15 protein-coding genes are annotated in these 26,021 nt (G+C 61.2%); 4 read left to right on the top strand and 11 right to left on the bottom strand.

Annotation, left to right across the window (positions count from 1 at the left end; translation table 11 throughout):
* Positions 1–10: 10 nt before the first annotated feature.
* The 7 genes from narH to ACUN0E_RS12590 form a co-directional block, all read right to left on the bottom strand.
* Positions 11–1,534, bottom strand: coding sequence for a nitrate reductase subunit beta (narH, locus tag ACUN0E_RS12620; protein ID WP_445566773.1), 1,524 nt, complete (start codon positions 1,532–1,534; stop codon positions 11–13).
* Complete coding sequence (locus ACUN0E_RS12615) at positions 1,531–5,313, bottom strand: nitrate reductase subunit alpha (RefSeq protein WP_445566772.1); 3,783 nt, start codon at positions 5,311–5,313, stop codon at positions 1,531–1,533. Before ACUN0E_RS12615 ends, narH begins: the two co-directional genes overlap by 4 nt.
* 37 nt (positions 5,314–5,350) lie before the next feature.
* A complete protein-coding gene (locus tag ACUN0E_RS12610; RefSeq protein WP_445566771.1) occupies positions 5,351–6,784 on the bottom strand; it encodes a NarK family nitrate/nitrite MFS transporter in 1,434 nt (477 codons plus the stop codon).
* Positions 6,781–8,136: an MFS transporter gene (locus tag ACUN0E_RS12605; RefSeq protein ID WP_445566770.1), complete on the bottom strand. Its 1,356-nt coding sequence runs from the start codon at positions 8,134–8,136 to the stop codon at positions 6,781–6,783. The genes ACUN0E_RS12610 and ACUN0E_RS12605 overlap by 4 nt, the downstream gene beginning before the upstream one ends.
* A gap of 131 nt (positions 8,137–8,267) precedes the next feature.
* Positions 8,268–8,990, bottom strand: coding sequence for a response regulator (locus ACUN0E_RS12600; RefSeq protein WP_445570426.1), 723 nt, complete (start codon positions 8,988–8,990; stop codon positions 8,268–8,270).
* Between the two features lie 27 nt (positions 8,991–9,017).
* On the bottom strand, positions 9,018–10,934 hold the full coding sequence (locus ACUN0E_RS12595; RefSeq protein WP_445566769.1) for a type IV pili methyl-accepting chemotaxis transducer N-terminal domain-containing protein: 1,917 nt from the start codon (positions 10,932–10,934) through the stop codon (positions 9,018–9,020).
* Between the two features lie 112 nt (positions 10,935–11,046).
* Positions 11,047–11,991 carry a hypothetical protein gene (locus ACUN0E_RS12590; RefSeq protein WP_445566768.1) on the bottom strand — a complete coding sequence of 315 codons (945 nt, stop codon included), beginning with the start codon at positions 11,989–11,991 and terminating at the stop codon, positions 11,047–11,049.
* Between the two features lie 126 nt (positions 11,992–12,117).
* Between ACUN0E_RS12590 and ACUN0E_RS12585 the strand changes: the two genes are divergently transcribed.
* The 4 genes from ACUN0E_RS12585 to ACUN0E_RS12570 all read left to right on the top strand — a co-directional run bounded on the left by ACUN0E_RS12585 (position 12,118) and on the right by ACUN0E_RS12570 (position 19,062).
* On the top strand, positions 12,118–12,963 hold the full coding sequence (locus tag ACUN0E_RS12585; protein WP_325043007.1) for a M15 family metallopeptidase: 846 nt from the start codon (positions 12,118–12,120) through the stop codon (positions 12,961–12,963).
* A 267-nt stretch (positions 12,964–13,230) separates the two neighbouring features.
* Entirely contained in the window at positions 13,231–17,115 is a 3,885-nt protein-coding gene (gene tssM / locus ACUN0E_RS12580) for a type VI secretion system membrane subunit TssM (protein WP_445566767.1), read from the top strand.
* Complete coding sequence (gene tagF / locus ACUN0E_RS12575) at positions 17,112–18,104, top strand: type VI secretion system-associated protein TagF (protein WP_408338662.1); 993 nt, start codon at positions 17,112–17,114, stop codon at positions 18,102–18,104. The genes tssM and tagF overlap by 4 nt, the downstream gene beginning before the upstream one ends.
* A 4-nt stretch (positions 18,105–18,108) precedes the next feature.
* Positions 18,109–19,062 (top strand): OmpA family protein, encoded by a 954-nt coding sequence (locus ACUN0E_RS12570; RefSeq protein ID WP_408520843.1) that lies wholly within the window; start codon positions 18,109–18,111, stop codon positions 19,060–19,062.
* An 88-nt stretch (positions 19,063–19,150) separates the two neighbouring features.
* Here ACUN0E_RS12570 and tssA read toward each other — a convergent pair whose 3' ends face one another.
* The 4 genes from tssA to tssF form a co-directional block, all read right to left on the bottom strand.
* A complete protein-coding gene (tssA, locus tag ACUN0E_RS12565; protein ID WP_408230281.1) occupies positions 19,151–20,263 on the bottom strand; it encodes a type VI secretion system protein TssA in 1,113 nt (370 codons plus the stop codon).
* 66 nt (positions 20,264–20,329) lie between these two features.
* Complete coding sequence (tssH, locus tag ACUN0E_RS12560; RefSeq protein WP_445566766.1) at positions 20,330–23,005, bottom strand: type VI secretion system ATPase TssH; 2,676 nt, start codon at positions 23,003–23,005, stop codon at positions 20,330–20,332.
* Between the two features lie 35 nt (positions 23,006–23,040).
* The gene (gene tssG, locus ACUN0E_RS12555; RefSeq protein WP_408230275.1) at positions 23,041–24,135 is read right to left on the bottom strand and encodes a type VI secretion system baseplate subunit TssG; all 1,095 of its coding nucleotides are present in this window, start codon (positions 24,133–24,135) and stop codon (positions 23,041–23,043) included.
* Positions 24,099–25,937, bottom strand: a complete 1,839-nt coding sequence (gene tssF, locus ACUN0E_RS12550) for a type VI secretion system baseplate subunit TssF (protein ID WP_408338666.1) — start codon at positions 25,935–25,937, stop codon at positions 24,099–24,101. Before tssF ends, tssG begins: the two co-directional genes overlap by 37 nt.
* Positions 25,938–26,021 lie beyond the last annotated feature (84 nt).

Below are 26,021 nucleotides of genomic sequence, written 5' to 3'. Positions count from 1 at the left end.
ACTGCACCTCTCACACCTTTGCCTTGATCGGAATCGTGCGTCTCTTCTTACCGCCGAACAGACTCGTTTCGCTTGCGCCATCCGAGCAACCGTTGCCGAACGAAAAGCCGCAGCCGCCCTTCAGGTCGTACAGGTTCTCCGCATATTCGCGGTGTGCGCTCGGCACCACGAAGCGGTCTTCATAGCTTGCGAGTGCCATCACGCGGTACATGTCCTCCACTTCATGCTGACTCAAACCCACTTGCGCGAGCACTGCCGCGTTTTCACGGCCGTCCACGTGCTTTTCACGCTGATAGGTGCGCATTGCCAGCATGCGTTCGAGTGCGCGAATCACCGGCGCTTCGTCGCCGGCAGTGAGCAGATTCGCCAGATATTTGACGGGGATACGTAACTGCGTGACGTCAGGAATTTCGCCATTCAGGCTCATATGCCCTTCGCTTGCCGCTGCGGTGATCGGCGAAAGCGGCGGCACGTACCACACCATCGGCAGCGTGCGGTACTCCGGGTGCAACGGCAAGGCAACGCGCCATTCCATCGCCATCTTGTACACAGGACTCTGCTTCGCCGCATCGAGCCATGTTTGCGGCACGCCGTCGGCACGGGCCTGCTCGATCACCTTCGGGTCGTTCGGATCCAGGAACACATTGAGCTGCGCCTGATACAGATCGGTCTCACGTTCAACGGATGCGGCTTCCTCGATACGATCCGCGTCGTACAGCAGCACGCCCAGATAGCGAATCCGGCCCACGCAGGTTTCCGAACACACGGTCGGCTGACCGCTTTCGATACGCGGGTAACAGAAAATGCACTTCTCCGCCTTTCCGGACTGCCAGTTGTAGTAAATCTTTTTATACGGGCAGCCTGAGACGCACATGCGCCAGCCGCGGCACTTGTCCTGATCGATCAGCACGATGCCGTCTTCCTCGCGCTTGTAAATCGAGCCCGATGGACAACTCGCGACACAGGCCGGATTCAGACAGTGCTCGCAAAGCCGCGGCAAGTACATCATGAAGGTGTTTTCGAACTGACCGTAGATATCCTTTTGCACGTCGTCGAAATTCTTGTCCTTGCTGCGCTTTTCGAACTCGCCGCCCAGAATTTCTTCCCAGTTCGGGCCCCACTCGATCTTCTCCATCCGCTTGCCGGTCAGGAGGCTGCGTGGCCTTGCAACCGGCGGCGCCTTGCTTTCCGGCGCAGCCTGCAAATGCTCGTAGTCGAATGTGAACGGCTCGTAGTAGTCGTCGATCTGCGGCAGATTCGGATTCGCAAAAATGCGTGAGAGTACTTTCAGCCTGCTGCCCTGGCGTGGCTCGATCGAGCCATCCGCGTTACGCTTCCAGCCCCCGTTCCATTTGTCCTGGTTCTCCCATTGCTTCGGATAGCCGATGCCGGGCTTGGTCTCTACATTGTTGAACCAGGCGTATTCGACGCCTTCCCGATTGGTCCAGACGTTCTTGCACGTCACCGAACAGGTATGACAGCCGATGCACTTATCCAGATTGAGCACCATGCCGATCTGTGCGCGAATTTTCATTGCCGACCTCCGTTTGCTGCGAGGACCGGTTCGTTGTCGAGCCAGTCCACCTTCGCCATCTTGCGCACGAGGACGAATTCGTCGCGATTGGTGCCGATGGTTCCGTAGTAGTTAAAACCGTAGCTAAGCTGCGCATAGCCACCGATCATGTGGGTGGGTTTGAGCACGATGCGTGTCACCGAGTTATGAATACCGCCGCGCGTGCCGGTGATTTCCGAGCCTGGCACGTTCACGATCTTTTCCTGCGCGTGATACATCATCACCATGCCGGGATTGACGCGCTGGCTGACCACCGCACGCGCCGCAATCGCACCGTTGATATTGAAGAGTTCGACCCAGTCGTTGTCTTCGATGCCCGCATTCTTAGCGTCGTCTTCGCTCAGCCAGATCACCGGACCGCCGCGGTTAAGCGTAAGCATGATCAGGTTGTCGGTATACGTGCTGTGAATGCCCCACTTCTGGTGCGGCGTAATGAAGTTCAGCGCGATTTCCTTATGGCCGTTCGGCTTGCGATCGTGCATGGGCGAAGCGGCCTTCAGATCGACCGGCGGCCGATAGCTGACGAGGCCTTCACCGAAGTCGCGCATCCACGGATGGTCCTGATAAAACTGCTGACGGCCTGTCAGCGTGCGCCACGGAATCAGTTCGTGCACATTGGTGTAGCCGGCGTTGTACGACACCTTTTCGCTTTCCAGACCGCTCCACGTGGGCGACGAGATGATCTTGCGCGGTTGCGCCTGCACGTCGCGATAGCGGATTTTCTCGTCCTCGCGATGCATTGCCAGATGGGTATGCTCACGACCAGTGATTTTCGACAAGGCGTCCCACGCTTTTACCGCGACGTGCCCGTTGGTTTCAGGCGCAAGCATCAACAGCACTTCGCAGGCGTCGATATCGCTGTCGATCTTCACCATGCCTTGCGTCGCGCCTGCGTCGCGCACCGTGCCGTTCAGTTCGGCCAGTTGCCCAACTTCGGTCTGGGTGTTCCATGCAATACCCTTGCCGCCGTTGCCGACCTTATCCATCAGCGGCCCCAACGCCGTGAAGCGCCGGTACACGTTCGGATAGTCTCGCTCGACCACATTGACTTGCGGTGCGGTCCTGCCTGGAATCAATTCGCACTCGCCGCGCTTCCAGTCACGCACATCGTAGGGTTGCGCCAGTTCGGCCGCGGTGTCATGCATCAACGGCGTCAGCACCACTTCCTTCTCGACGCCCAGATGGCCAACACAGACTTCGCTGAACTTTTGCGCGAAACCTTTGTAGATATCCCAGTCGCTGCGTGCCTGCCACGCCGGATCGACCGCGCTCGAGAGCGGATGAATGAACGGGTGCATATCGCTCGTGTTCAGGTCGTTCTTCTCGTACCAGGTCGCCGTCGGCAATACGATGTCGGAATACAGACAGGTGGTGCTCATACGGAAGTCGAGTGTCACCAGAAGATCGAGTTTGCCTTCGGGCGCCCTGTCATGCCACGTCACTTCCTCCGGCCTGGCATCGTCGTCGCCGAGGTCGCGGCCTTGCACGCCGTGACTGGCGCCGAGCAGATGCTTGAGGAAATACTCGTGACCTTTACCCGATGAGCCAAGCAGGTTCGAGCGCCACACAAACATGTTGCGCGGCCAGTTGTCCGGATGATCGGGGTCCTCGCAACTCATTTTCAGAGAACCGTCTTTCAGCGTGCGCGCGACGTAGTCCTTCGCATCGAGTCCGGCAGCTTGCGCGTCGGCGGCAACCTGCAAAGGATTGGTTTGCAACTGCGGTGCTGAAGGCAGCCATCCCATGCGCTCGGCGCGTACATTGAAATCGATCAGCGAGCCGCTGTATTGCTGTTTATCAGCGAGCGGCGACAAAATCTCGTCGACACCCAATTTTTCGTAGCGCCACTGATCGGTGTGCGCATAGAAGAAACTGGTCGAATTCATCTGCCGTGGCGGACGAATCCAGTCGAGTGCAAACGCCAGCGGGGTCCAGCCGGTTTGCGGCCGCAGCTTTTCCTGGCCCACGTAGTGCGCCCAACCACCACCGCTTTGGCCGATACAGCCGCACAGCATCAGCATGTTGATCACGCCGCGGTAGTTCATGTCGGCGTGATACCAATGGTTCATCGCCGCGCCGATGATCACCATCGACTTGCCGTGCGTCTTGTCGGCGTTCTCCGCAAATTCACGCGCGACGGTGATCACCTGCTCGCGCGAGACGCCCGTGATTTTTTCCTGCCACGCGGGCGTGTACGGCACGTCGTCGTTATAGTCCACGGCGCCACCGAAGCCACGGTCCACGCCATAGTTCGCGGCCATCAGATCGAATACGGTGGCAACCAGCACCTGACGCTCCTCGCCTGCCTTGCCCAACGAAATGCGTACTGCGGGCACTGAGCGCGCCAGGACATCGCCCTGCTTGCTGGCGGTGAAATGTGGTGTATCGATACCGCCGAAATACGGGAAGCCGACCGGCACGATTTCATGCTGCTGCGCGCCATCTTCCAGCACGGAGAGCTTGAGTTTCACTGCGTCGCCGTGGCGTGCTTCTTTCGCTTCGAGATTCCAGCGGCCGGCGTCGGCTCGGCCGTCCGGCCCCCAACGGAAACCGATCGAACCGTGCGGCAAGACGACCTTGCCCTGCTCGTCGAAGGCCACCGTTTTCCAGTCGGGGTTGTTGTCCTGCCCGAGTTTTCCGTTGAAGTCGTCGGCGCGAACATAGCGATCCGGCACCATCATCTCGCGGCCATCCGGCAGCGTGTGCGGCTTCAGTTGCACGAGCAATGGGAGATCGGTGTAACGGCGTGCGTAGTCGTCGAAATACGCACTGCGTTTGTTGAAGTAGAACTCGCGCAGAATCACATGACCCATCGCCATCGCAAGCGCCGCATCGGTACCCTGACGCGGATGCATCCATAGATCGGCGAGTTTTGCGACTTCTGAATAGTCCGGGGTGACCGCAACGGTCTTGGTGCCGCGATAACGCACCTCGGTAAAGAAATGCGCGTCGGGCGTGCGCGTTTGCGGCACATTCGAGCCCCACGCGATGATGTAACTCGAGTTGTACCAGTCCGCCGATTCCGGCACGTCCGTTTGCTCTCCCCACACTTGCGGGCTCGACGGCGGCAAATCGCAATACCAGTCGTAAAAACTCATGCAAACGCCACCGATCAGGCTCAGATAGCGGCTGCCCGCTGCATAGCTGACCATCGACATCGCCGGAATCGGCGAGAAGCCGACGATGCGGTCGGGCCCATGCTTCTTGATCGTATAGACGTTGGCTGCGGCTACGATTTCGTTGACCTCGTTCCAGTCAGCTCGCACGAAACCACCCAAACCGCGCTGACTTTGGTAGTCGCGGCGCTGCTCGTCGTTCTCGACGATGCTGGCCCACGCGTCGACCGGGGTCGCAGCGACTGCGCGCGCGGCGCGCCAATGCTTGAGCAGGCGCGCGCGTACCAACGGGTACTTGACGCGATTCGCGCTATACAGATACCAGCTATAGCTTGCGCCGCGCGCGCAACCGCGCGGCTCATGATTCGGCAGATCGGCGCGCGTGCGCGGATAGTCGGTCTGCTGCGTCTCCCACGTGACAATTCCGCCCTTCACGTGAATCTTCCATGAGCACGAACCCGTGCAATTCACGCCATGGGTCGAACGCACGATCTTGTCGTGCTGCCAACGCGCGCGGTATGCGTCTTCCCACGTGCGATCTTCTCCCGTGGTCACGCCGTGATTTTTGGAAAAACGCTCCCGCGGCTGCGCGAAGTATTTCAGTCTGTCCAGAAAGTGGCTCATGATTCAGTTCCTTTTCGAATGCTTTGTAATGCCGCGTTCAACACGGCATACCGGCGTGGCGCCGCGCGTAAAACCACCAGGTCAGTCCGACACACAACACGTAAAACGCGATGAAGCCGTACAGCGCCAGTTCAGGACCGCCGCTGGCGAGAATCGAACTGCCGTAGCTCTTCGGAATGAAGAAACCGCCGTACGCGCCGATCGCACCGGCAAAACCAATTGCGGCCGCACCTTCTGTATTCCCTTCACGGTTCGCATGAGCGAGTGCTTCCTGGTCGTTGGACGGCACGCAATGCAGGCGCAGATTCAGAAAAATCACCGGAATCATGCGAAACGTGGAGCCGTTGCCGACACCTGTGCTAAAAAAAAGCAACATGAACATCGCGAAGAAGCCACCGAATGCGCCTGCTTGCGGGCCCCACGGAAATGCGGCGCTGCCGGTTTTCGGCAGGAAGTACAGGACACCCACCACCGCCAGCACCATCACAACGAAATTCCAGAACGTGACGCGCGCACCACCGAGCTTGTCGGCAAGCCAGCCGCCTACCGGGCGGATCGCCGCGCCGACGAACGGTCCGACCCACGCATACGTCAACGGGTTGATGTCAGGGAACTGGCTTTTGATGAGCAGCGGGAAACCGGCCGAGTAGCCGATGAACGAACCGAACGTACCGAGATACAACGTGCACATCAGCCAGTTGTGACGACTACGGAAAATGGTCGCTTGCGCGCCGAAAGACGCCTTGGCAGTGGCCAGATCGTTCATGCCGAACCATGCGGTGAGCGCGGAAATCGCGATCCAGGGCACCCAGATGAACGCGGCGTTCTGCATCCACACCTGCGACGCATGACCGGCTTTCGTCATCAGTTGCGGCTCGCCGCCGAAGATGCCGAACACGCCGGCCGTGATCACCAGTGGCGACAAAAACTGCACCGCGGATACACCGAGATTGCCGAATCCGCCATTCACGCCTAGCGCCGAACCCTTGCGCTCCTTCGGAAAGAAGAAGCTGATATTAGCCATGCTCGAACTAAAATTGCCGCCGCCGAAGCCGCACAACAGCGCAAGCAACAGCATGGTCGGATAGCTCGTGGTGTTGTCCTGCACCGCGAAACCGATGCCGATGGCGGGAATCAGCAAGGACGCGGTGGAAAGCGCGGTCCAGCGGCGTCCGCCAAAAATCGGCACCATGAACGAATAGAAAATGCGTAGCGTTGCGCCCGAGAGTGCCGGCGCCGCGGCCAGCCAGAACAGTTGATTGGTCGAATAGCGAAAACCGAGTGAGGGCAAGGTGACCGCCACCACGCTCCACACCTGCCAGACCGCGAATGCCAGGAAAAGCGCGGGCACGGAAATCCACAGATTGAGTTTGGCGACGGATTCACCCTCCTGCTGCCAGAAAGCCTTGTCCTCCGGCGTCCAGAGAGTCAGCGTACGGCCGGCTCGCGCGCGTGCTGTCGAGATATTCATGATGGGGTTCCTGCTTGAGAAGAAGGCTGATTTGAAGCCTGCGTTGGGGCTTGCGTTGGGGCCTGACCTGATGCGATGCCGGCGGCGGCGGTTGCGCCTGGCCTCATCACATTGGTGCGGCGCACTTCGGTGAGATACATCCAGATCAACGAGACCCACACGACGCCGTAAAGCAGCATGAAGGCGCTCGACCGAATGCCCGTGAGATCGACCAGCAGTCCGAACAGAATCGGCAGCGCGAAGCCGCCGAGGCCGCCCGCGAGTCCGACGATGCCGGAGATCGCTCCGATGTTGTGCGGGAATTCGTCGCCGATGTACTTGAAGGTGCTGGCCTTGCCGAACGCAAAGGCGATCCCCAGCACGAACATCAGCACCGTGAACCACACCACGTTGAGGCCGAGGTGGAAGACCTTGGGACCGTCGACGGTGGCGATAGTGAAAACGGTTTGCGGATAGCTGAGCAGGAACAGACAAATCCAGCTCACCCACATCACCCACCATGTCACGCAGTGCGCGCCGTAGCGGTCCGAGAGCCAGCCGCCCACGGCACGCAGCACGCCGCCAGGCAGCGAGAAACACGCGGCGAGCAAAGCCGCAACACGAATGTCGAGCCCGTATTCGCCAACGTAGTACTGCACCATCCATAACGAGAGCCCGACATAGCCTCCGAACACGATGCTGTAGTACTGGCAATACTTGAGTACGCGCGGATCCTTGAGCGCCTTGAGTTGATCGACAAAGCGTTGGTTGGTCGGCACGCGATGCGAGGGATCAGTGGCGGTAAAGAGCCAGAACAGCGCGACCGCGGCGAGCATGGCGACGGCGTAGGTTTTAGCGACCATGCCCCAGCCGAAGGCGACGAGGATGGCCGGCGCAACGAACTTATTGACGGCCGCACCGGAATTGCCCGCGCCGAAGATGCCCATCGCAAAGCCGCGGCGTTCCTGCGGAAACCAGCGGGCCACATACGGCGTGCCGACCGAGAATGCGCCGCCTGCCAGGCCGACGAACAGGCCGATGACGAGGAACTGCCAATAAGTGGTGGCGTAGTTCATGAGCCAGATTGCCGGCACCGTGGCAAGCATCAGACAGGCCATGACGACTCGGCCACCATAGCGATCGGTCCAGATGCCGAGCGGCACACGCACGAGTGAGCCGGTCAGGACTGGCAACGCGGCCAGCATGCCAAACTCTGTTTCGTTCAGATGGAGAGATTGTCGAATCGGAATGCCGATCACGCCGAACATCATCCACACCATGAAGCACACGGTGAACGCGAAGGTGCTCGCGATCAGAACCGACCATGCCTTGGGTTGCGCTGCGGCGCTGCTGCCGGCCGCGGTCTTTGTCATGGGATTGACTCCTTGTTCCATGACTCTGACTTTGCCGTTTTGGGCGAGACGTGAATATCCTTCTGATGGAGGTCAGGCTTGGTGCAGAAGGAGTAGGAGGATTCTTAGAGCGTAGTTCTTTGGGAGTATTGCTAATCTATTGCGATTGAATTCACTGTCGCATAAACGGCGGCTTGCACTCTCGATCCCAACTTAAGCTTGCGCAGAATATGCTGGACGTGAATCTTGACGGTGGTCTCCGCGATCGCCAGCGCGCGAGCGATCTCCTTGTTGCTCGCGCCGCGAGCGATATGCGCGAGAATCTCCTGCTCCCGGGCCGATAGCGCGACGTCCGTCACAAGCTGTGCCTGGGCAGCATCCACCACGACCGGTCGCGCCGCCGCCATCTCAGCCGAGGCTCCCGTACCCGTCGAAAAATCATTCGCCGCCGCGGCGCGATATGCCGACACCAGCTTGCCCGTCATCTCGGGACTCACAACAGCCTCGTCACGCATTGTCCGCATAATCGACTCGGCAAGCATGTCTGCGTCGACAGTCTTCAACAGGTAGCCCTGCGCGCCACAGCGCAAGGCAGCACCCAGATCGCGTTCGTCCTCGCTCACGGTCAGCATCAGCACTCGAGCCTGTGGTGCGGCCTCTCGCAAATCCTTGAGCGCGTCGATCCCGCTTACACCAGGCAGATGGTTGTCCAGCAGGATCAGATCGGGCTGCAAATCACTGGCGCGCCGTTGCGCCTCGCCGGCATCGGCCGCTTCGCCGACCACCTGGAATCGTGCATCTTCACGCAGCAATGCAATCAGCCCGCGCCGGAACAACGTGTGGTCATCGACCACCAGCAAACGAATTGGAATCATCATCGACTACCTGTTCTGGGCTGGCGTTCAAGCAGCCTCTGCCCGATCTTCATGAACCGCTTCCGGCGCACCGCGCTGGGATGGCGCCAATGTCAACGTGACGCACGTTCCCGCGCCAGCCACGGAGTCGACCGCCACCGTCGCACCAATACGCGCCGCGCGTTCCCGCATGATGCGCATCCCCACGTGTGTCTCGCCCGGCTTGTGCTGCTGTATGTCAAACCCCTCGCCGTCGTCGCGAACTTCGAAACTCCATACCGGGCTTTGCTGCACTTCCAGCCAGACCTCGCGCGCATGCGCATGTTTGCGCACGTTCGACAGCGCTTCCTGCAATACATGCAACACCTGCACCTGCACGTCCGCATCGAGCGGCAGACCGTGGCCTTCGACCGACAGGTTTGTGGCGAGTCCAGTCTGGTGCTCGAACTTGCGCAGCGTGGTGCGCAGCGCAGGTTCGATATCCTCGGTGTTGCCGCGCGTGCGGAAATGCATCAGCAATTCGCGCACGTCGCCGGTGCTTTCGCGCACACCCGCATCCAGCTCATCGACGATACGTGCGACAGATGAATCGGCAGGAACCGGCAACGCGTCGCGCAGCAACTGCACCTGTATTTTTAGAAACGCCAGCGACTGCGCAATCGAATCATGCAGTTCGCTCGCGAGCAAAGCGCGTTCATCAGACACGGCCGTTTCACGTTCTAGCGCACTCACACGCACATTCTCCATGGCGCCCGCCAGATGACTCGCGAGTGTGTCGAGCAGATCGCGATCCTGGGCAGACAACTGAATCGTCTCGCGAAAGAACAGGTCGATCTCGCCGAGCGTGCGCTGATGCAGAATCACAGGCACTGACACGAGCGTCGCGTAGCCGGCGCGCGCGCAATGTCCGAGCGTCGCCGCGCCGGGACCAGTGGCCAGCACTGGAATGACCCGCGCGCCAGGCACGCTCTGCGGATGACCGCACAGGCAACTGCGCGACGCGAGGCATTGCTCGTCTTCAACCATGAAGCGCGGCAGATTGTCTCCGGCCAGCAGCAGATAACGTTCGTTGCCCTCTCCCGACCAGCGGATCGCCACCGAATCGGCCCCGGCGATACGGCGAATACGTTGCGCGAATCCCTGCGCAAGGGCATCCAGCGTATTGGCATCCGCAAGAAATGCGCTCACGTCATAGAGTGCGGCCAGACGCGCGCGCTCTGTCTCGAGGCTGGCGGTTTTTTCGCTGACCTTCTGTTCGAGACCGGCATAAAGCTGTTGCAGGTTCTGCGCCATCCGGTTGAAACCGGTGGACAGCTCACCGAATTCATCTTGTGTCGTCACTTCAACACGCGTGTCAAAGTCGCCGCGTTCGATCCGCGCGAGACCACCAGTGAGCCTGAGGACCGGTGCGAGTACGCTCAAATGGCCGACATACAGCAACGCCAGCGCACTGCCGATCGCCAGCACGAGCAGCGCGAGTTGCAACGCGTTGAGGATCGAGGTCCAACGCGCAAGTTGTGCTTCGATCGAACTGTCGAATGAATCGATCAGTAAAACAAACTGATCGGCTTGCCGATCGATCTCGGCAGCAGGAGGGGGATTGGTACGGGTCCAGACCGGACGCAGTACCTGCCACTGCGATTGCACGCGGGCAAAGCGCTGGCGCGCCTCGTCATTCCATGGAACGAACAGCGGACGAGCTGGATCGCCCTGCTCAAGCAGCGTGAGACTGTCGTCGAATTGCCGTGCGAACGCATCGACCCGAGACGGGGTATCGCGCAGCATCAGCGCAACGCGGTAGGTTTGCATCCGCATGCGCCCGGCCTCGTTGATCGCGGCTGCACCGCCGTCGAGTTGCCAGGTAATCCAGAGTGTCAGGCCAATCGACGCCAACGCCAACGCCAGCAACGTAGCGACAAGAGCGGCGAGTTTGGTGGCGAGAGGCCAGGAGGAGACGGGACGCATCCAAAGATTCTATGCGCCGCCTCCAGATAAGACACGACGCTGGATTGACTCAAATCAACCCAGCGTCGTGTCTTATGCGGTAGTGCGTCACCAGGACGCACATTACCCGAACTTAAGGCTGGTGTGCCTGTGGCGCCGAACCCGGACAGGCCGGGTCTTTACCCCAATGTCCGTCGCATACGCGCCAGCGGCACAACTGGTCTTCGAAGAAGCCGCGTTGTCCACATTCCTTCACGCGTTCGGCCAGCCTGGCGTTCCCAGGGGTAGCCGGGGCACTGACCTTGGTAGCCGTGTTGCCGTCTGCCGCTTTCGCGTCAGCCGGTTTGGTCCGTGCCACGAGCGCGGCTAATAGATCGGCATCCGAATCATCTTTCGAAGCATTACCGGCCGCACGCGATTTCTTCGTTTGAGCGGCCGCGGTCGGTGCGCTCGCGTGATGATTGCTTGCGACCGTGCTTTCCTTCTTGCCGTGGGTCGCCGTATCGCGCTTGGCATTGCTGGCGACAGCCGTCGAGCTTTTGCCATGCTTCGCCGCCGGCACCGTTACCGCCGACGCGGCCGTTGCCGACGCAACCGGCGCAGCAGCATTGCTCGGTTCGGCGCCATCGGCGAGCGCACGCGACAAGCGGCTGTCATCGCCGCTTGCGGGGGTACTCGCGGATGCCGCGGATGCCTTGCTGTCGCTGTCGTCAGCAACGATCGTAGCCGCCTGTGACGACGCTGCAGCCGGGGCCTCCGCTTTCGCGATGACCTGCGGCGCACCGCTGGCGGCGGACGCCGGCACGGCAGCTTTCTCAGCGTTGGCCGGCGTGGCTGACGCTAACGACTCTGTCTTCACACGCTGCTGCATATGCCACGCGCCCCAACCTCCCGCAGCGATCACCAGCAAGGCGACCAGCATAAGCGGCGTTTTCGACCGGCGTGGTTTATCGGCAGGCGGCTCGACGCGGCCTTCCAGATTCGCGAGAATTCGCGAACCATTGCCATCGGCGCCCTTAGCCTTATCCGATAACAGGCTAGGCGGGGCTTTGGAATTCGAATTTTCCGGCGCACTCATTCACTGTCTCATTGAATCCTGGATTATTTCGCCGTGATAATACCGTTCCGGCTCCTCTCCGAGCAGGCCTGATTCTAAGAGCAAGCATTACAAAATACAATTGTTTCCAATTTTCCGGGGTCGACTTTGATTGCCGTAGTACTTCTCGCCTATTTCGCCATCGCCGTTGTGATCGCCGCAATGCTGCTATTGCCGGCGGTACGCGCCTCTTTATTAGGCGCCGCACTCGCTATTCATGGCCGCGTTATGCGCGGGGCATCGCAAGGCGCTTCTCGTGCTCGCGGTCAATTAGCACGTTCGGCAAAAATTTCGCAATCGACTGCAGTCGATATGCAAAAGTTACTGGCAAAGCGGCGCTTGCTGATTTTTACCACCACAGGTATTCTTGCGACGCCGCCGTTGGTGGCATTGGCTTTACGCGGCCGGCAATTATTCCAATTCGATGACACTGCACGGGTACCGGACGAGAAAATTGCCGCGTTATTGAATGGCGAACAGCTCGTGCCCCCGCCGCCGCTGCCGCCCGAGGTATTTGCAACGCAGGAAGTGGAGCAGATTCGGCCCGCACTGAAAGATGCGAGCCGCGACTGGAATTTGCTCGACGCCGATTTCAGAACGCGTTTATTGCTCGTTTACAAAATCATGCACGAGCAATACGGGTATGAGATGGCATTGCTGGAAGGTTATCGCAGTCCGGAGCGGCAAAACCGGCTTGCGCAAATGGGGGGTAACGTCACCAATGCCGCTGCGTTTCAGAGCTATCACCAATACGGTCTTGCCGCGGATAACGCGTTTTTGCGCGACGGCAAGCTCGTCATTTCAGAAAAAGATCCCTGGGCCATGCGAGGTTATCAGCTATACGGACAGACGGCCGAACAGGTCGGCCTGACGTGGGGCGGCCGCTGGAAAATGATGGATCTCGGGCACGTTGAATATCACAAACCGGGCTTCGTCCTGGGGCGCGGTCATTAAGACGAAGTGGGCAATAAAGAGGTTGCAATGGGGCGTTCAATCAAATTTTCTGGCAAAAATCGGCAATGTCGCATGCATAACGACATTCGTCCAATCGCCATTGGCGGGCCATCCCATGGCGGATTTAACAATCCAGCCGCATTCACCTCCACTTGAATATGCTTTCGTTTTGTTTCAAACGCGGCGCAGACAGACTTTGTCCGCGCTCGCGTCATGCTGTTTGCCACACACGCGCCACAACACACATCACCAAGACCTGAACGGCTTATGCGACGCATTCTTAACGTGTTGACCCATACACGCACGCTCTCGATCATCGGCTTGCTCGCGCTCGCTGCTGTTTTGTTCATCGGCGCCGATACCCTGCAGATCGATCCGATGTGGCCTGCCATCGTGCTCGGCGCGGTGATCGCACTCTGGCTGCTGGTCTGGGTGGTGCGCCGACTGCGCGCACGGCGCGCGAACAACAAGCTCGGCGAAATGCTCGAGCAACAGGCTGAAAAGCAGACCGAAACCGGCCCCGCCCCGACGCCCGCGCGCCAGGCCGAACTCGACGTGCTGCGCACGCGCCTCGTCGACGCAGTGAAAACGATCAAGACTTCGAAGATCGGCCAGATGTCCGGCGGCTCGGCGCTGTATGAAATGCCCTGGTACATCGTGATCGGCAACCCTGCTGCGGGCAAGAGCAGCGCCGTGCTGAATTCAGGCCTGCAATTTCCTTTCGCTGACAAGAACAATGCGGTGATTCATGGCATCGGCGGCACGCGGAATTGCGACTGGTTCTTTACGACCGAAGGCATTCTGCTCGACACCGCCGGCCGCTATTCGGTGCACGAAGAAGACCGCACCGAATGGCTCGGCTTCCTCGGCCTGCTCAAGCGTTTCCGGCCGAAGGCACCGATCAACGGCATCATCGTGACGGCGAGCATTGCCGAGTTGACCAGCAGCAAGCCCGAATTCGCGATCAATCTTGCGAAAAACCTGCGCCAACGGGTTCAGGAGTTGACCGAGAAGCTCGAAGTGTTCGCGCCGGTGTACGTGATGTTCACCAAGGCCGATCTGATCACGGGCTTCACCGAATTCTTCAGCGGCAATGACCGTCACGAATACGACCGCGTATGGGGCGCCACCCTGCCCTATCAGCCGGACGAGAAGCGCGACGTAGTGGGCCTCTTTGACGAGCACTTTGAAGAGCTCTACGACGGCCTGAAAGAAATCAGCGTCGCGCAGATGTCGATCAACCGCGGCAACAAGCTCTCGCCGGGTCAGTTGAGCTTCCCGCTCGAATTCTCGGCGATCAAGCCCGCGTTGCGCGCGTTTCTCGCCACGCTGTTCGAAACCAATCCGTTCCAGCATAAGCCGATTTTCCGCGGCTTCTACTTCACCAGCGCGTTGCAGGAAGGCGAAACCAACAGCGCCGCTGCGACACGCATCGCCAACCGTTTCGGCCTTTCCGCCGACAGCCTGCCCAAGCCGCATAGCGCGTTCTCGAAGAACGGCTTCTTCCTGCGCGATCTGTTCTCCAAGGTGATCTTCGCCGACCGGCAGACCGTCAAGCAGTTCGCCAGCCCCGCCAAGACACGCATGCGCTATGCAACGTTCTTCGGCTTCGTCGCGGTGCTCGCGTTGGCGCTCGGCGGCTGGACGTGGTCGACGATCGGCAATCAGCAGCTCGCCGACAATGTAAAGGCGGACCTCGATAACGTGGTGCGCCTGCAGCAGAACCGCAACGACCTGCAATCGCGTTTGCAGGCTATGGACATTCTGGAAGACCGCATCGACCAGCTTGAGCAGTTCCGCCGCGACAAGCCGCTGGCGGTGTCGCTCGGGCTGTATCAGGGCGACCGTCTCGAGCAGCACTTGCTGACCGAGTATTACAACGGCGTGCGCCAGATCCTGCTCGACCCGGTCTCGCAGAATCTCGCCTCGTTCCTGAAAGACGTCAACGCGCACCCCGATCAGCTCGCGCCGCTGAACCGCACGCCGGACGCCGCCGCAATTCCGGTGTCCGCACACGCGGCGATGGCGGCGAACAGCCAGGGCGGCCTGTATAGCGACGCGTCGCCAACCAACGTCGAAGACGCGTACAACGCGCTCAAGACCTACCTGATGCTCAGTGACAAGCGTCACGTGGAAACGGCTCACCTGACCGATCAGGTCGCCCGCTTCTGGCGCGGCTGGCTCGAGACGAATCGCGGCAACATGCCCCGCGACGAGATGATCCGCAGCGCCGAGCGCATGATCACTTTCTATCTGTCGCGCGTGTCCGACAACGACTGGCCGATGATCGACGAGAACCTCGGTCTCGTCGACCAGACGCGTGAAAACCTGCGCCGCGTGGTGCGCGGCATGCCGGCCCGTCAGCGCGTCTACGAGGAAATCAAGGCGCGTGCGTCGACCCGCTTCGCGCCGATGACGATCGCGCGCATCGTCGGCGAAAACAATACGGCGCTGGTGGCCGGCAGCTATGCGATCCCCGGCACCTTCACGCGTGAGGCGTGGTTCCAGTACGTGCAGCCGGCAATTCGTGACGCCGCCACCAAGGAATTGCAGGCAAAAGACTGGGTGCTCAACACCTCCGCGCATGACGACCTGACGCTGGAAGGCAGCCCTGAGCAGATCCAGAAAGCGCTGGTGGCAATGTACAAGACCGAGTACGCGATGCACTGGCAGAAGTTCATGCAAGGCATTGCCGTGCAGAGCTTCGGCAGCTTCGGCCAGGCGGTGGATGCGATGAACCGTCTTGGCGATCCGCAAGACTCGCCGATCCGCAAGGTGCTTGAAACCGCGTATGACCAGACCTCGTGGGACAACCCGTCGCTCTTCAACGCGAACCTGAAACGCGCGCAATCCGGCATGACCAGCTGGTTCAAGAACTGGTTCTCGCGTGCGCCGACCGGCCAGCTGAATGCCAACATCGACATCAACGGCAATCCGGTCGAAGTACCGATGGGCCCGATCGGCCAGGAGTTCTCGGCATTGGGCCGCATCGTCGTCTCCGGCGACAACGGCTCGATGTTGAAGGGCTACATGGACACGCTCTCGAAGGTCCGTACCCGCTTTAACGTGATCAAGAACCAGGGCGATCCGGGACCGGGCGCGCGTCAGCTGATGCAGCAGACGCTCGACGGCAGCGGCTCCGAGTTGGCCGATTCGCTGAAGTACGTCGACGAACAGATGCTGACGGGCCTCACCGATTCGCAACGCAAGGCGCTGCGCCCGCTGCTGGTGCGTCCGCTGATGGCTGCCTATGCGGTGGTGATCCAGCCGGCCAGCGTCGAAGTCAACAAGGTGTGGAACGCGCAGGTCTATCAGACCTTCCAGAGCTCGCTCGCGAACAAGTATCCGTTTGCAGGCGACGCGAAGGTCGAAGCCGGCGCCGGCGAAATCGCCCAGGTGTTCGGGCCGGACGGCGCGATCGCCAAGTTTGTCGGCACCACGCTCGGGCCGCTCGCGGTGCGTCGCGGCGACACGCTGACCTCGCGCACATGGGGCGATATGGGCCTCGCGCTGACGCCTGACTTCACCAGCGGTTTCGCGCGCTGGGTAGCGCCGTTGGCCGGGGGAGCCGCGAGCTCGTCGGGTCAAAGCTCGGCCGAGCCGCAGACCGTGTTCCAGATCCTGCCGCAGCCAAGCAGCGGCACCACGGAATACACGCTCGCGATCGACGGCCAGCAAATGCGTTACCGCAACACGCCGCCGCAATGGACCAACTTCGTCTGGCCGAATCCGTCGGGCTCGCCTGGCGCGACGCTGAATGCCACGACCTTCGACGGCCGCACGCTGCAACTGGTCAACGAGCCGGGCCGCTACGGTCTGGAAAAGCTGATCAACTCGGCGCAACGCAAGCGCCGCCCGGACGGCACCTTCGATCTGTCCTGGACGCAAGGCAACGTGACCGTGGCGGTCAGCATGCGCATCATCAGCACGTCGCAGGCTTCGGGCAGCGCCACCAGCGACGCGCCGCAACAACAGAGCCTGCGCGGCTTGCGGCTGCCGTCTTCGGTGGCGGATGTGAGCGCGGCGGCGAATTCAGTCAATGCGACGGCCGCGGGTGGTGCACCGGGCGTCGCGCCCGCTGCCACGCCGGCGTCGCAAGCGGCACGGCCGGCAACGGCCGCCGCGGTTTCGAACACAGGGGGTGCGCAATGACACAAACCGTGCAGGCGCAGATCGCCTACTTCGGCAAGATTCCGTCGCGCGGCGACTTCGTCAAAAGCCCGCATAACCCGCAATTGCTGGCCACGCTCGACCGCTGGATCGCCGAGGCGATGGAACTGCTCACCGACGACCCACGCTGGAAGATCGTCTACGAAAGCGCCCAGCCCATGCACTTCGCGTTCCTCGGTTCGCGCAGCAAACTGGCGATCGCGGGGCATATGGTGGCGAGTCAGGATCAGTCGTCGCGGCGCTTTCCGTTTCTTGCCGCGACCGCGCTGGAAGTCGAAAAGCCGCTGACGTTCCTCGCGCGCAGTCCGCTCGCCTTCGCACGCCTGTGGTCGCGCGTCGCCTCGCAGATGAAGCCGCTGCTCGGTGTGAGCGAGCCGGCCGGCGCGCTCCAGGCGCTGGGCGAAACACAAGTGCAGATCGAAATCGGCGGTGGGCCGGGCAATCCGCACGACGGCACCTTCAACGACTTCGTCGAGCATCAGACACTCGCCGGCCTCGAACAGATGCTGCTCGCGAGCGGTCATCCGGTGCGCTTGCGCGGCGCGATGCTGGCGCTCGGTTCGCTGCTGCGCCCGGTGATGCAAAGCGGTTCGTCGCATCTCGAGCGTGGGCTGACCTTGCCGCTGCCGAACGATCCGTTCTATCGCTCGCTAGTCGCGGCATTCTGGCTCGAACTGATCGCGCCGTTCGTCTCGCAGGCCGATTTCGAACTGGCGATTTTTATCGGCACGATTGCCGAGCGTGAGCGACTCATCATCGGCTTTAACGGCGCCTCGGCCAAAACGCTGCATAGCGTGGTCGATCCGCAGGCGTACGCTGCACATAACATCGATATCGACGATCCCGAGTGGATCGACGAGCACGCACAAAACGACCATGGCATCAGCAAGCTCGTCAGCTACCTCGACCAACCGCAACTGTCGTTGCGTGTCAGCATCGACACGTTCCGCGAAGCATTCACGGGAGCGTGACACGATGTTGAGCAAACACACGCGCATTGCCTCGCTGCTGGCCGGCCTTCTGATCAGCACGCTCGCCCATGCCGACAACGACGGCCCGGCACGCGTCACGCCGGTGGACAACAGCGGCACTGCGATTCGCACAACGATTCTGCCCGCGCCTTCGGCGCAGCCGGGCAATGCAGGCCCTGCCGTCACCACGGCCGGGCTCGCCAGCGGCACCACCGGCGCCGGCACCGGTGCGATCAGCGCATCGCCGCCGCCCGCCAATGCCATGCCGGGCCAGGTCGTCGTGGGCGGCAAAGTGCCGGATGAAGCGACCAAGGCCGCCGTGCTGGCACGTCTGCGCGACACCTACGGCGCGTCCAACGTAGTCGATCAGATCGAAGTCGCGGACGTCGCGACGCCGCCGAACTGGTCCGCCAACGTGCAAAAGCTGATCGGCCCGCAATTGAAGCAGATCAGCAAAGGCCAGTTGAAGATCGACGGCACGCAGATCGACGTGAAAGGTGAAGTGCACAACGAATCGCAGCGTCAGCAGCTCGCAAGCGATATGGCGAACGCACTGAATCCGACCTACACGATCAAGAACGGTCTACGCGTGAGCGCATCTGAACAGGGCGTGCTCGATCAGACTCTGGCGAATCGCACCATCGAGTTCGAGACGGGCAGCGCGACGCTCACGCCGCAAGGCCGCGCGATTCTCGATCAGATGGCGGCCGTGTTGTCGAAGATGCAGACGAAAACGGTGGCGATCATCGGCCATACCGACAACTCGGGGAATCGCACCTCGAATATCGCGCTGAGCCAGGCGCGTGCGGACGCGGTGAAGGGTTATCTGGTCGCCAAGGGCATCCCGCCCGAGCAGATGACGACCACAGGCGTGGGTCCGGATCAGCCGATTGCATCGAACGACACGACCGATGGGCGGGCGCGTAACAGACGCATTGAGTTTCGCGCGGGGTCTTGAGTTGTTGCTTGCCTGAGCGCGTGATCAAAAAAAAAGCCTGGCACACCGATGTTCGATGCCAGGCTTTTTTGTTTGCACTATGGAAGTCTTAGCTGTTGTCCTCGGGCTTCACGCCCAGCAGCTCGCGAATATGCGCGAGCGACCCACCGTCCTTCACTACCGAGGAAAGCCACTGATGCAAAGGCATATCCGCGCACTCCGCCGCCTTGTCGGCGAGGTAAGCAGCTGGATTATGCGGCTCGGTGCTGCGAAAGAATTTAGCCACGGCACGCAACTGCGCGACGGCTTGCGCACGGCTCTGGATTCCTGCAATCGGGCCGCTCGGGATAGTCTGGCTGGTCGTCAACACGGGTTCCTCGCGTTGCGGTGAAGTCTTGAAGGTAGGCTCGGCGCGTTCGTGCTCGTCCGGGTTCGGCGTTTTTGGCGGCGACGCTTCGGCGCTTACGCCCAACTCGCGTGCGAAGCGTTCCGCCAACCGGTAGACGCTTTCATACGCATCTTTCGCCTGACGGAAGCTCGGCGCCGAATCGGGAGCGCGCTGGTCCAGTTCCTGTTCGAGCGCGAGTATCGCCGCTTCGAACGCTTTCAGATCGACCAGCAGCGTTGAGTAGAACGCCGGTGGCGTGGCACGTTTCGACGCCTCGATCTGCTCGATGGAAGGCTTGCCGCGCGCGATATCGTCGGCGTGATCCGGATCGCGCTTGACCGCTTGCGCAACATGCGTGGCCACGTCCCAATCGATCGTGCTGTACGAATTGCCTTGCGACGATGTGAGCGGCGTCGCCCGCAGCAGATCGCCGGTGCGGCCGACCAGCCACGCGACGTTGCCGAGGCGATACTCGGTGTCATCGCCTTCCGGCAGCGGATGCACGTGATCCCAGTACTTTTCGCACAACCCCGTCAGCAGCGCATACCCTTGCGTGAGACCGGTCACGCCCTCTTCGATGGCAAGCGCCTCGGTGAGCCAGACAGCGAGACGCAAATCCTTGGTCTGCGTCTGCAGCAGGCTGCTGGAACGTTCGACCACCAATGGCCAGTCGGCCTCTTTGATATCCGTGACCCATTCGCCTTGATCCAGCGACGGGTCTTCGAATCGGCGCGCGTGCTGGATCGCGTCGAAATCCGCTGAAAACAGCAGGTCTTCGCCACAAGGCGAGGCTTCGCTGATCGGGGCCAGCAGCGTGTTCAGATTAGTCGGCATGACAGAAAGCAATAAGTATCCGGTACGGCATTAAAACAGATTGGCAGGCAGGCGGGGCATGCCCGCTCACACAACCGTGTATTCGAACTCGCCCGCTTCGCTCGCGCGTACCGCGATGCGTTCGATCGCGGTGCCGTTGGCAATGCGCTCCAGCACCTGCTGTGCGACTTCCGGCAATAGCGTGCCATTCAGAATATGGTCGACATTGCGCGCGCCGGAGTCCACTTCGGTGCAGCGTGCGAGCACCGCATCGACCAGCGACTCGTCCCACTCGAACACCGCCTTGTGATTCGACTCGATGCGGCGGCGAATCCGCTCCAGCTTCAAAGCGATGATTTCGGCGAGCACGTCGTCGGAGATCGGGTAGTACGGCACCACTTTCATACGGCCGAGAAACGCCGGCTTGAACGCCTTGTACAGTTGCGGACGCAATGTCTCCGCGAGTTCGTCCGTATCCGGCAGTTCTTCGGCGCTCCTGTTCAGGCATGCCTGCATCACCGCCTGCGAGCCGACGTTCGAAGTCAGGATGATCAGCGTGTTGCGGAAATCGATCTCGCGCCCTTCGGCGTCGTCCATCGTGCCTTTGTCGAACACCTGGAAAAACATTTCCAGCACGTCAGGGTGCGCCTTTTCCACTTCGTCGAGCAACACCACCGAATACGGATTGCGACGCACCGCTTCGGTCAGCACACCGCCCTCACCATAGCCGACGTAGCCCGGTGGCGAACCCTTCAGGCCCGATACGCTGTGCGCCTCCTGATACTCGCTCATGTTGATCGTGACCATTTTGCGTTCGCCACCGTAGAGCACATCGGCGAGCGCCAGCGCGGTTTCGGTCTTGCCGACACCCGACGGTCCGACGAACATGAACACGCCGCGCGGTTTGTTCGGGTCTTCGAGACTCGCGCTAGCCGTGCGCACGCGTTGCGCGATCGCATCGAGTGCATGGTCCTGCCCGATCACGCGAGCGGCCAGCAGCGGTTGCAGATTCAGCACGGTCTGGATTTCGTCCTTGATCATGCGGCCGAGCGGAATGCCGGTCCATGAAGCGACGATTTCGGCGACCACGTGGCCATCAACCTGCAATGGAACCATTGGTTGGCCGCCCTGCAATGCATGCAATTCCGCCACGCGCGTGGCAAGCGTTTCGCGCGCCTGCGGCGCCTTGTCGGCCTGGCCGGCGTCCGCGCTGCTCACGCGCGCGGCGTCGATTTCCGCACGCAAGCCGACGATCTCCGCCACCAGTGCGCGCTCCTTGTCGTAGCGCGCCTCGTCAACGGCCAGGTCCTTCACGTCTTCTTCGCGCAGGCTGCGCAATTCCGCGAGCCGCTCGTCGTGCAACGCGCCGCTCGCCACCTCGCGTTCCAGCGCGGCGATTTCGGTGTCGATGCGTTCGAGCCGTTTCTTCGTGTCGTCGATCGCGGCAGGTGTCGAGCTATGGGCGAGCGCGACTTTGGCGCAGGCAGTGTCGAGCACGCTGATCGCCTTGTCCGGCAGTTGGCGGCCGCTGATGTAGCGATGCGACAGACGCACCGCTTCGGTGATCGCATCGTCCAGTACACGGACGTTGAAGTGCTTTTCCATCAACGCGGCCATGCCGCGCAACATTGCCGCCGCGAGGGTCTCGCTCGGCTCTTCGATCTTGACGACCTGGAAACGCCGCGCCAGCGCCGCGTCTTTCTCGAAGTACTTCTTGTATTCGCTCCACGTGGTCGCCGCGATGGTGCGCAATTCGCCGCGCGCCAAGGCCGGCTTCAGCAGATTCGCTGCGTCATTCTGCCCGGCCTGACCACCGGCGCCGATAATCGTATGCGCTTCGTCGATAAACAGAATGATGGGATGCGGGCTCTTCTTCACCTCGTCGATCACGGTTTTCAGGCGGTTCTCGAACTCGCCTTTGACGCTGGCGCCTGCCTGCAGCAGCCCCATATCGAGCACATGCAAGGCGACGCCTTTCAGCGGCGCGGGCACATCGTCAGCCGCAATGCGCAGCGCGAGACCTTCGACCACGGCTGTTTTACCAACGCCCGCCTCGCCCGTCATGATTGGATTGTTCTGCCGGCGGCGCATCAGAATGTCGATGGTCTGGCGAATCTCGCCTTCGCGGCCGATCACCGGGTCGATCTTGCCTTCACGTGCACGCTGCGTGAGATTGCTGGTGTACGTATCGAGTGCGGGAGTTCTGGAAGGCGCGCCGGGTGCCAATTCGGCCGCAGCCGTATCGCTCGCGCCTTCCGCCGCGTTCTCCGCAGCGTTACTGCGTTCGACTTCACGCGAGCCGGCGGTCAATTCGTCGAACTTGTGCTTCAGATCCGTCACCCGCACGTCGCGCAGCAGCGGCGACATGCGCTCAGCGAACTGCGCGAGATCCGGCGCCGTCAACAATGCGAGCAGTAAATGCCCTGAGCGTATCCGTCCAATCTGCGAATCGAGCGATGCAATCAGCCACGCCTGTTCGAGCAAGTCGATCAAATGCTTTGAAAACACCGGCGTGCGCGTATTGCCAGTCTTCAAACGTTGCAATTCGCGCTCGATATCCGCGCGCAAAGCATGCGCGTCGACCCGGCTCGCACGCAGTGCCAGCGTGACATCGCTCGCCGGTTCATCCAGCAGCGCCAGCAACAGATGCTCGAGGTCGACCTCATAGTGACCGCGCGCGAGACAGTTGTTCGCCGCGAGCAAAGCCGCCTGCCGGCAGGTCGGATTCAGTTTGGCGATCAGGGTATTGAGGGACGTACTCATGTCGTGCGATCCGGGTCCAGGTTCTATCGTTGTGGTCAGTGAATCACGTGCAATTCGTAGCGGGCATCCGCGCGGTCACGGTCGGCTGCCTTGGTGCACAGGAAGGCGTCCCAGCCGAGGCGTGCGCCGCCGCTCAACATGCTTGGCCCCACTTCCGCGCGGCGCAGCACCAGCGAAATCTCGTATTCGAGCGTCACGCCGGCGAGCAGCGTCAGCATGCGTTCGAGCGCCACGGCGCGGTCGGCGCCCGGTAAAAATGCTTCGTAGTCGGCTTTGTTGAGCGGTCCGATCACGAGACGCGCGCGCATGTCGCGCTGCCAGACGCGCTCGCCCGCCAGCGCGGTGGCGCCGAGCGTCGCGTTGACACCGCCGAGCACGGTCAATTGATCGCGCGGCACGTCGTACCATTTGCCTACGAACTGCTCGACGCGTACCCGCACCTTGAAGTATTCGGACAGCGTACGCTGCAAATAGGCCGCGGAAACCGGCCGATGCCGTGCGGCCAGCGCGTAACCGGCAATCGCTTCGTCGAATAGCGCACCGTCGCCGCTTTGCAGACTGTTGCGCGTGTCGTCGTCGGCGACGCCTGCCAGCGCGAGCAATAGCGGCAGATAGCGTTCGTCGCGATCCAGTTCGTAATGAAACGGCAGCCTGTACTTCTTCCATGCCGCGTAGAACAGCGCGGTCGCGCGATTCGAGAACACGTCGAAGAATTCGCGCGCGGCCCGGTCGCGCTGAATCTGCTCGCGCGCGATGATCTGCTCGGTGTAATGCAGCGGCAACGCACCCTGGCCGCCCAGCAACCCGAAAAACGCCGGCGTGATATCGACCTTGTGGAGCGAACCCGCCGCAAGCGCGGCGGTGCGCTGCGGCTTCTCTTTCAGCGCCGTACCTGCATCGTCGTACGACTGCGCGCTGTGAATTTCGCTAGGCGGAAACGACATCGACAGCGAATTGCGAAAAGCAATCCGCTGCGCGACGATTTCGCCGGGGCGTCTATTACTCGACGGCGTTTGCTGCGCGAACCACTTCTCGAGAATCCGCACCGCCTGAAAAAATTCGAAGCGATGCGGTTCGTCGAGAAGCTGCTCGACTACGCCAGGATCGATTCGCCGCTGCGCGGTTTGCATCGCAGAATCTCCTCGCCGGTGCGCTTCGACACGACGACCAGTTGCACAAAGCTGTTCAGATGCACGTACAGCCCGAAAAACGTATCGATCACCCGCACGAACGAGGCGAGACTCGTGCCGACGAAATGCTCTTCGTCGATCGTCAAACGAATCTCGATGCCACGCACGAAGGTCGCAAACGGTTTGCCCGGCAGCCATTGCACCGCTGCGCGCTGCTCGATGCCGACCAATCCATCGATATGCCGCGCCGACACCGCCGTGCGCCGCAAATCGTAAAGCACCAGCATTTCCTTGAGCGCTGACAGGCCACTATTGGCGAGCGATACATGATTCAACGCCAGATGCGAAATCAGCCGCCAGTGCGAGGCGCGCCCGCGCTCGAAGCGCACGCTAGGCGTCGGCCTGCGCAGCATCGCGATGCTGCCGGTCAGCGAACCGCCTTCCAGAAACAGGTCGCCGCCTTCGAGCCCCACGGCGAGGCCGGCCGGCAAATCGCGATTGGTACACGTCAGATCGAGACTCAGCGTATCGGTTTGCGGGGCTGCTGGTTCGAAGTCGATATCGACGATCGAGATCTCGGTCTCGTAACCCGGGCTTTTCTGCGCAACCCAATCGTTCCGCCGCGCGAACCAGTAGTGCCCCGCACGCGCCGCTTCGCCGTGATGCAGTGAATAGAACGGCCGGAATTCGATCACCGATTCTTCGTGCGCCTTCTGCCGGACGAGTTTCACCGAATCGATCGAATAGACCTCGTACGCGAACGCGCGACGCGCCTCAGCGATCACCGGGTATGAAACCGCCTGGTGGCTGACGCGGATCGGCTCGCCGTGCTGTTCGAACAGGTTCACCACCGGCGTGCAGAACAAGCGGAAATGATGCGCGGACAACGAATCCAGCAGACGCGCGATGTGCGAATCGCTGCGCACTTCCTTGAGCACGACGTGCAGCGTCAGACGCTGGCAGCGACCGCTCGCGCGCGTCATGGCCGCCAGATCGAAATCGGTGAAATTGAATTTTTCGGGGAACGCGAAATATTCGGTCAGCAGCCGGTAGGCCGGGTGCGATTTGGCCGGGTAATCGATCAGTGCATCGTCTTCATCGAAACCGGCTTGTACGACAGGCGATTCGCGCAGTTGCTTCCACACGCCGCGGCGGTCGGCTTCGACATACGTGGCCATTGCGTTGACGAACAGACAGTCCGCCAGCGCCGCGATAAACGATTGCTCGCCATGCAGGTGGGCGCGCAACGTGCCGACTTTCAATGCGGAGAGATCGAGCTGCGCGGCCGTGGATTCGAACGTGATCGACACGATCGCCGTAGCGTTACCCGGCAAGACGGTCGCGCTCGGCGCCATTGCCACCGACGTGTACTTCGCCTCCGAAATACGGATCGGCGCCAGCGTCACGTCGTAGGCGGTTCGGAAACGGCACTGCACGCCGCGAATCGGGCGCGACTTGAGTTCAGTGCCGCGCTCGACCAGGACCGGTTCGGTCAGGTGACTGAGCGCAGCCGAGGTGCCCAACTGCGCGATCGAGCACGACGGAAACGGCCGCAGGTAGTGCGGATACAGCACTTCCAGCAGCGCTTCGGTGAATTCAGGGTAATCGTCGTCGAGCTTCTTGTTGATGCGCGCGCCCAACAGCGCGAACGATTCGATCATCCGTTCGACGTGCGGATCTTCGCAGTGCTCGCCGGACATTGCCAGACGCGCTGCGATCTTCGGATAGCGCTCGGCGAAATCGCGCGAATAGCGCCGCAGAAATGATAATTCGCGCTCGTAATACGGCAGCAATTCTTCCATCGATATCCCCGGACCTGAATCCTCTCCGCCCAATCCATGCCACCGTTGCGCGTTAACGGCAGCAAAGCGGTACTAAAAACACCA

The sequence above is a fragment of the Paraburkholderia sp. D1E genome (genome assembly GCF_052682275.1).
The sequence above is the reverse complement of the archived record's forward strand: the minus strand, read 5'-3'. Positions and strand labels throughout refer to the sequence as shown.

Excerpts from the sequence above, each read along its gene's own strand:
- ACUN0E_RS12600 (WP_445570426.1), bottom strand. The coding sequence starts at position 8,990 with ATGATTCCAATTCGTTTGCTGGTGGTCGATGACCACACGTTGTTCCGG.
- ACUN0E_RS12605 (WP_445566770.1), bottom strand. The coding sequence starts at position 8,136 with ATGACAAAGACCGCGGCCGGCAGCAGCGCCGCAGCGCAACCCAAGGCA.
- ACUN0E_RS12610 (WP_445566771.1), bottom strand. The coding sequence starts at position 6,784 with ATGAATATCTCGACAGCACGCGCGCGAGCCGGCCGTACGCTGACTCTC.
- tssH (WP_445566766.1), bottom strand. The coding sequence starts at position 23,005 with ATGAGTACGTCCCTCAATACCCTGATCGCCAAACTGAATCCGACCTGC.
- ACUN0E_RS12590 (WP_445566768.1), bottom strand. The coding sequence starts at position 11,991 with ATGAGTGCGCCGGAAAATTCGAATTCCAAAGCCCCGCCTAGCCTGTTA.
- ACUN0E_RS12570 (WP_408520843.1), top strand. The coding sequence starts at position 18,109 with ATGTTGAGCAAACACACGCGCATTGCCTCGCTGCTGGCCGGCCTTCTG.
- ACUN0E_RS12615 (WP_445566772.1), bottom strand. The coding sequence starts at position 5,313 with ATGAGCCACTTTCTGGACAGACTGAAATACTTCGCGCAGCCGCGGGAG.
- narH (WP_445566773.1), bottom strand. The coding sequence starts at position 1,534 with ATGAAAATTCGCGCACAGATCGGCATGGTGCTCAATCTGGATAAGTGC.
- tssM (WP_445566767.1), top strand. The coding sequence starts at position 13,231 with ATGCGACGCATTCTTAACGTGTTGACCCATACACGCACGCTCTCGATC.
- tssF (WP_408338666.1), bottom strand. The coding sequence starts at position 25,937 with ATGGAAGAATTGCTGCCGTATTACGAGCGCGAATTATCATTTCTGCGG.
- tssG (WP_408230275.1), bottom strand. The coding sequence starts at position 24,135 with ATGCAAACCGCGCAGCGGCGAATCGATCCTGGCGTAGTCGAGCAGCTT.
- tssA (WP_408230281.1), bottom strand. The coding sequence starts at position 20,263 with ATGCCGACTAATCTGAACACGCTGCTGGCCCCGATCAGCGAAGCCTCG.
- ACUN0E_RS12595 (WP_445566769.1), bottom strand. The coding sequence starts at position 10,934 with ATGCGTCCCGTCTCCTCCTGGCCTCTCGCCACCAAACTCGCCGCTCTT.
- tagF (WP_408338662.1), top strand. The coding sequence starts at position 17,112 with ATGACACAAACCGTGCAGGCGCAGATCGCCTACTTCGGCAAGATTCCG.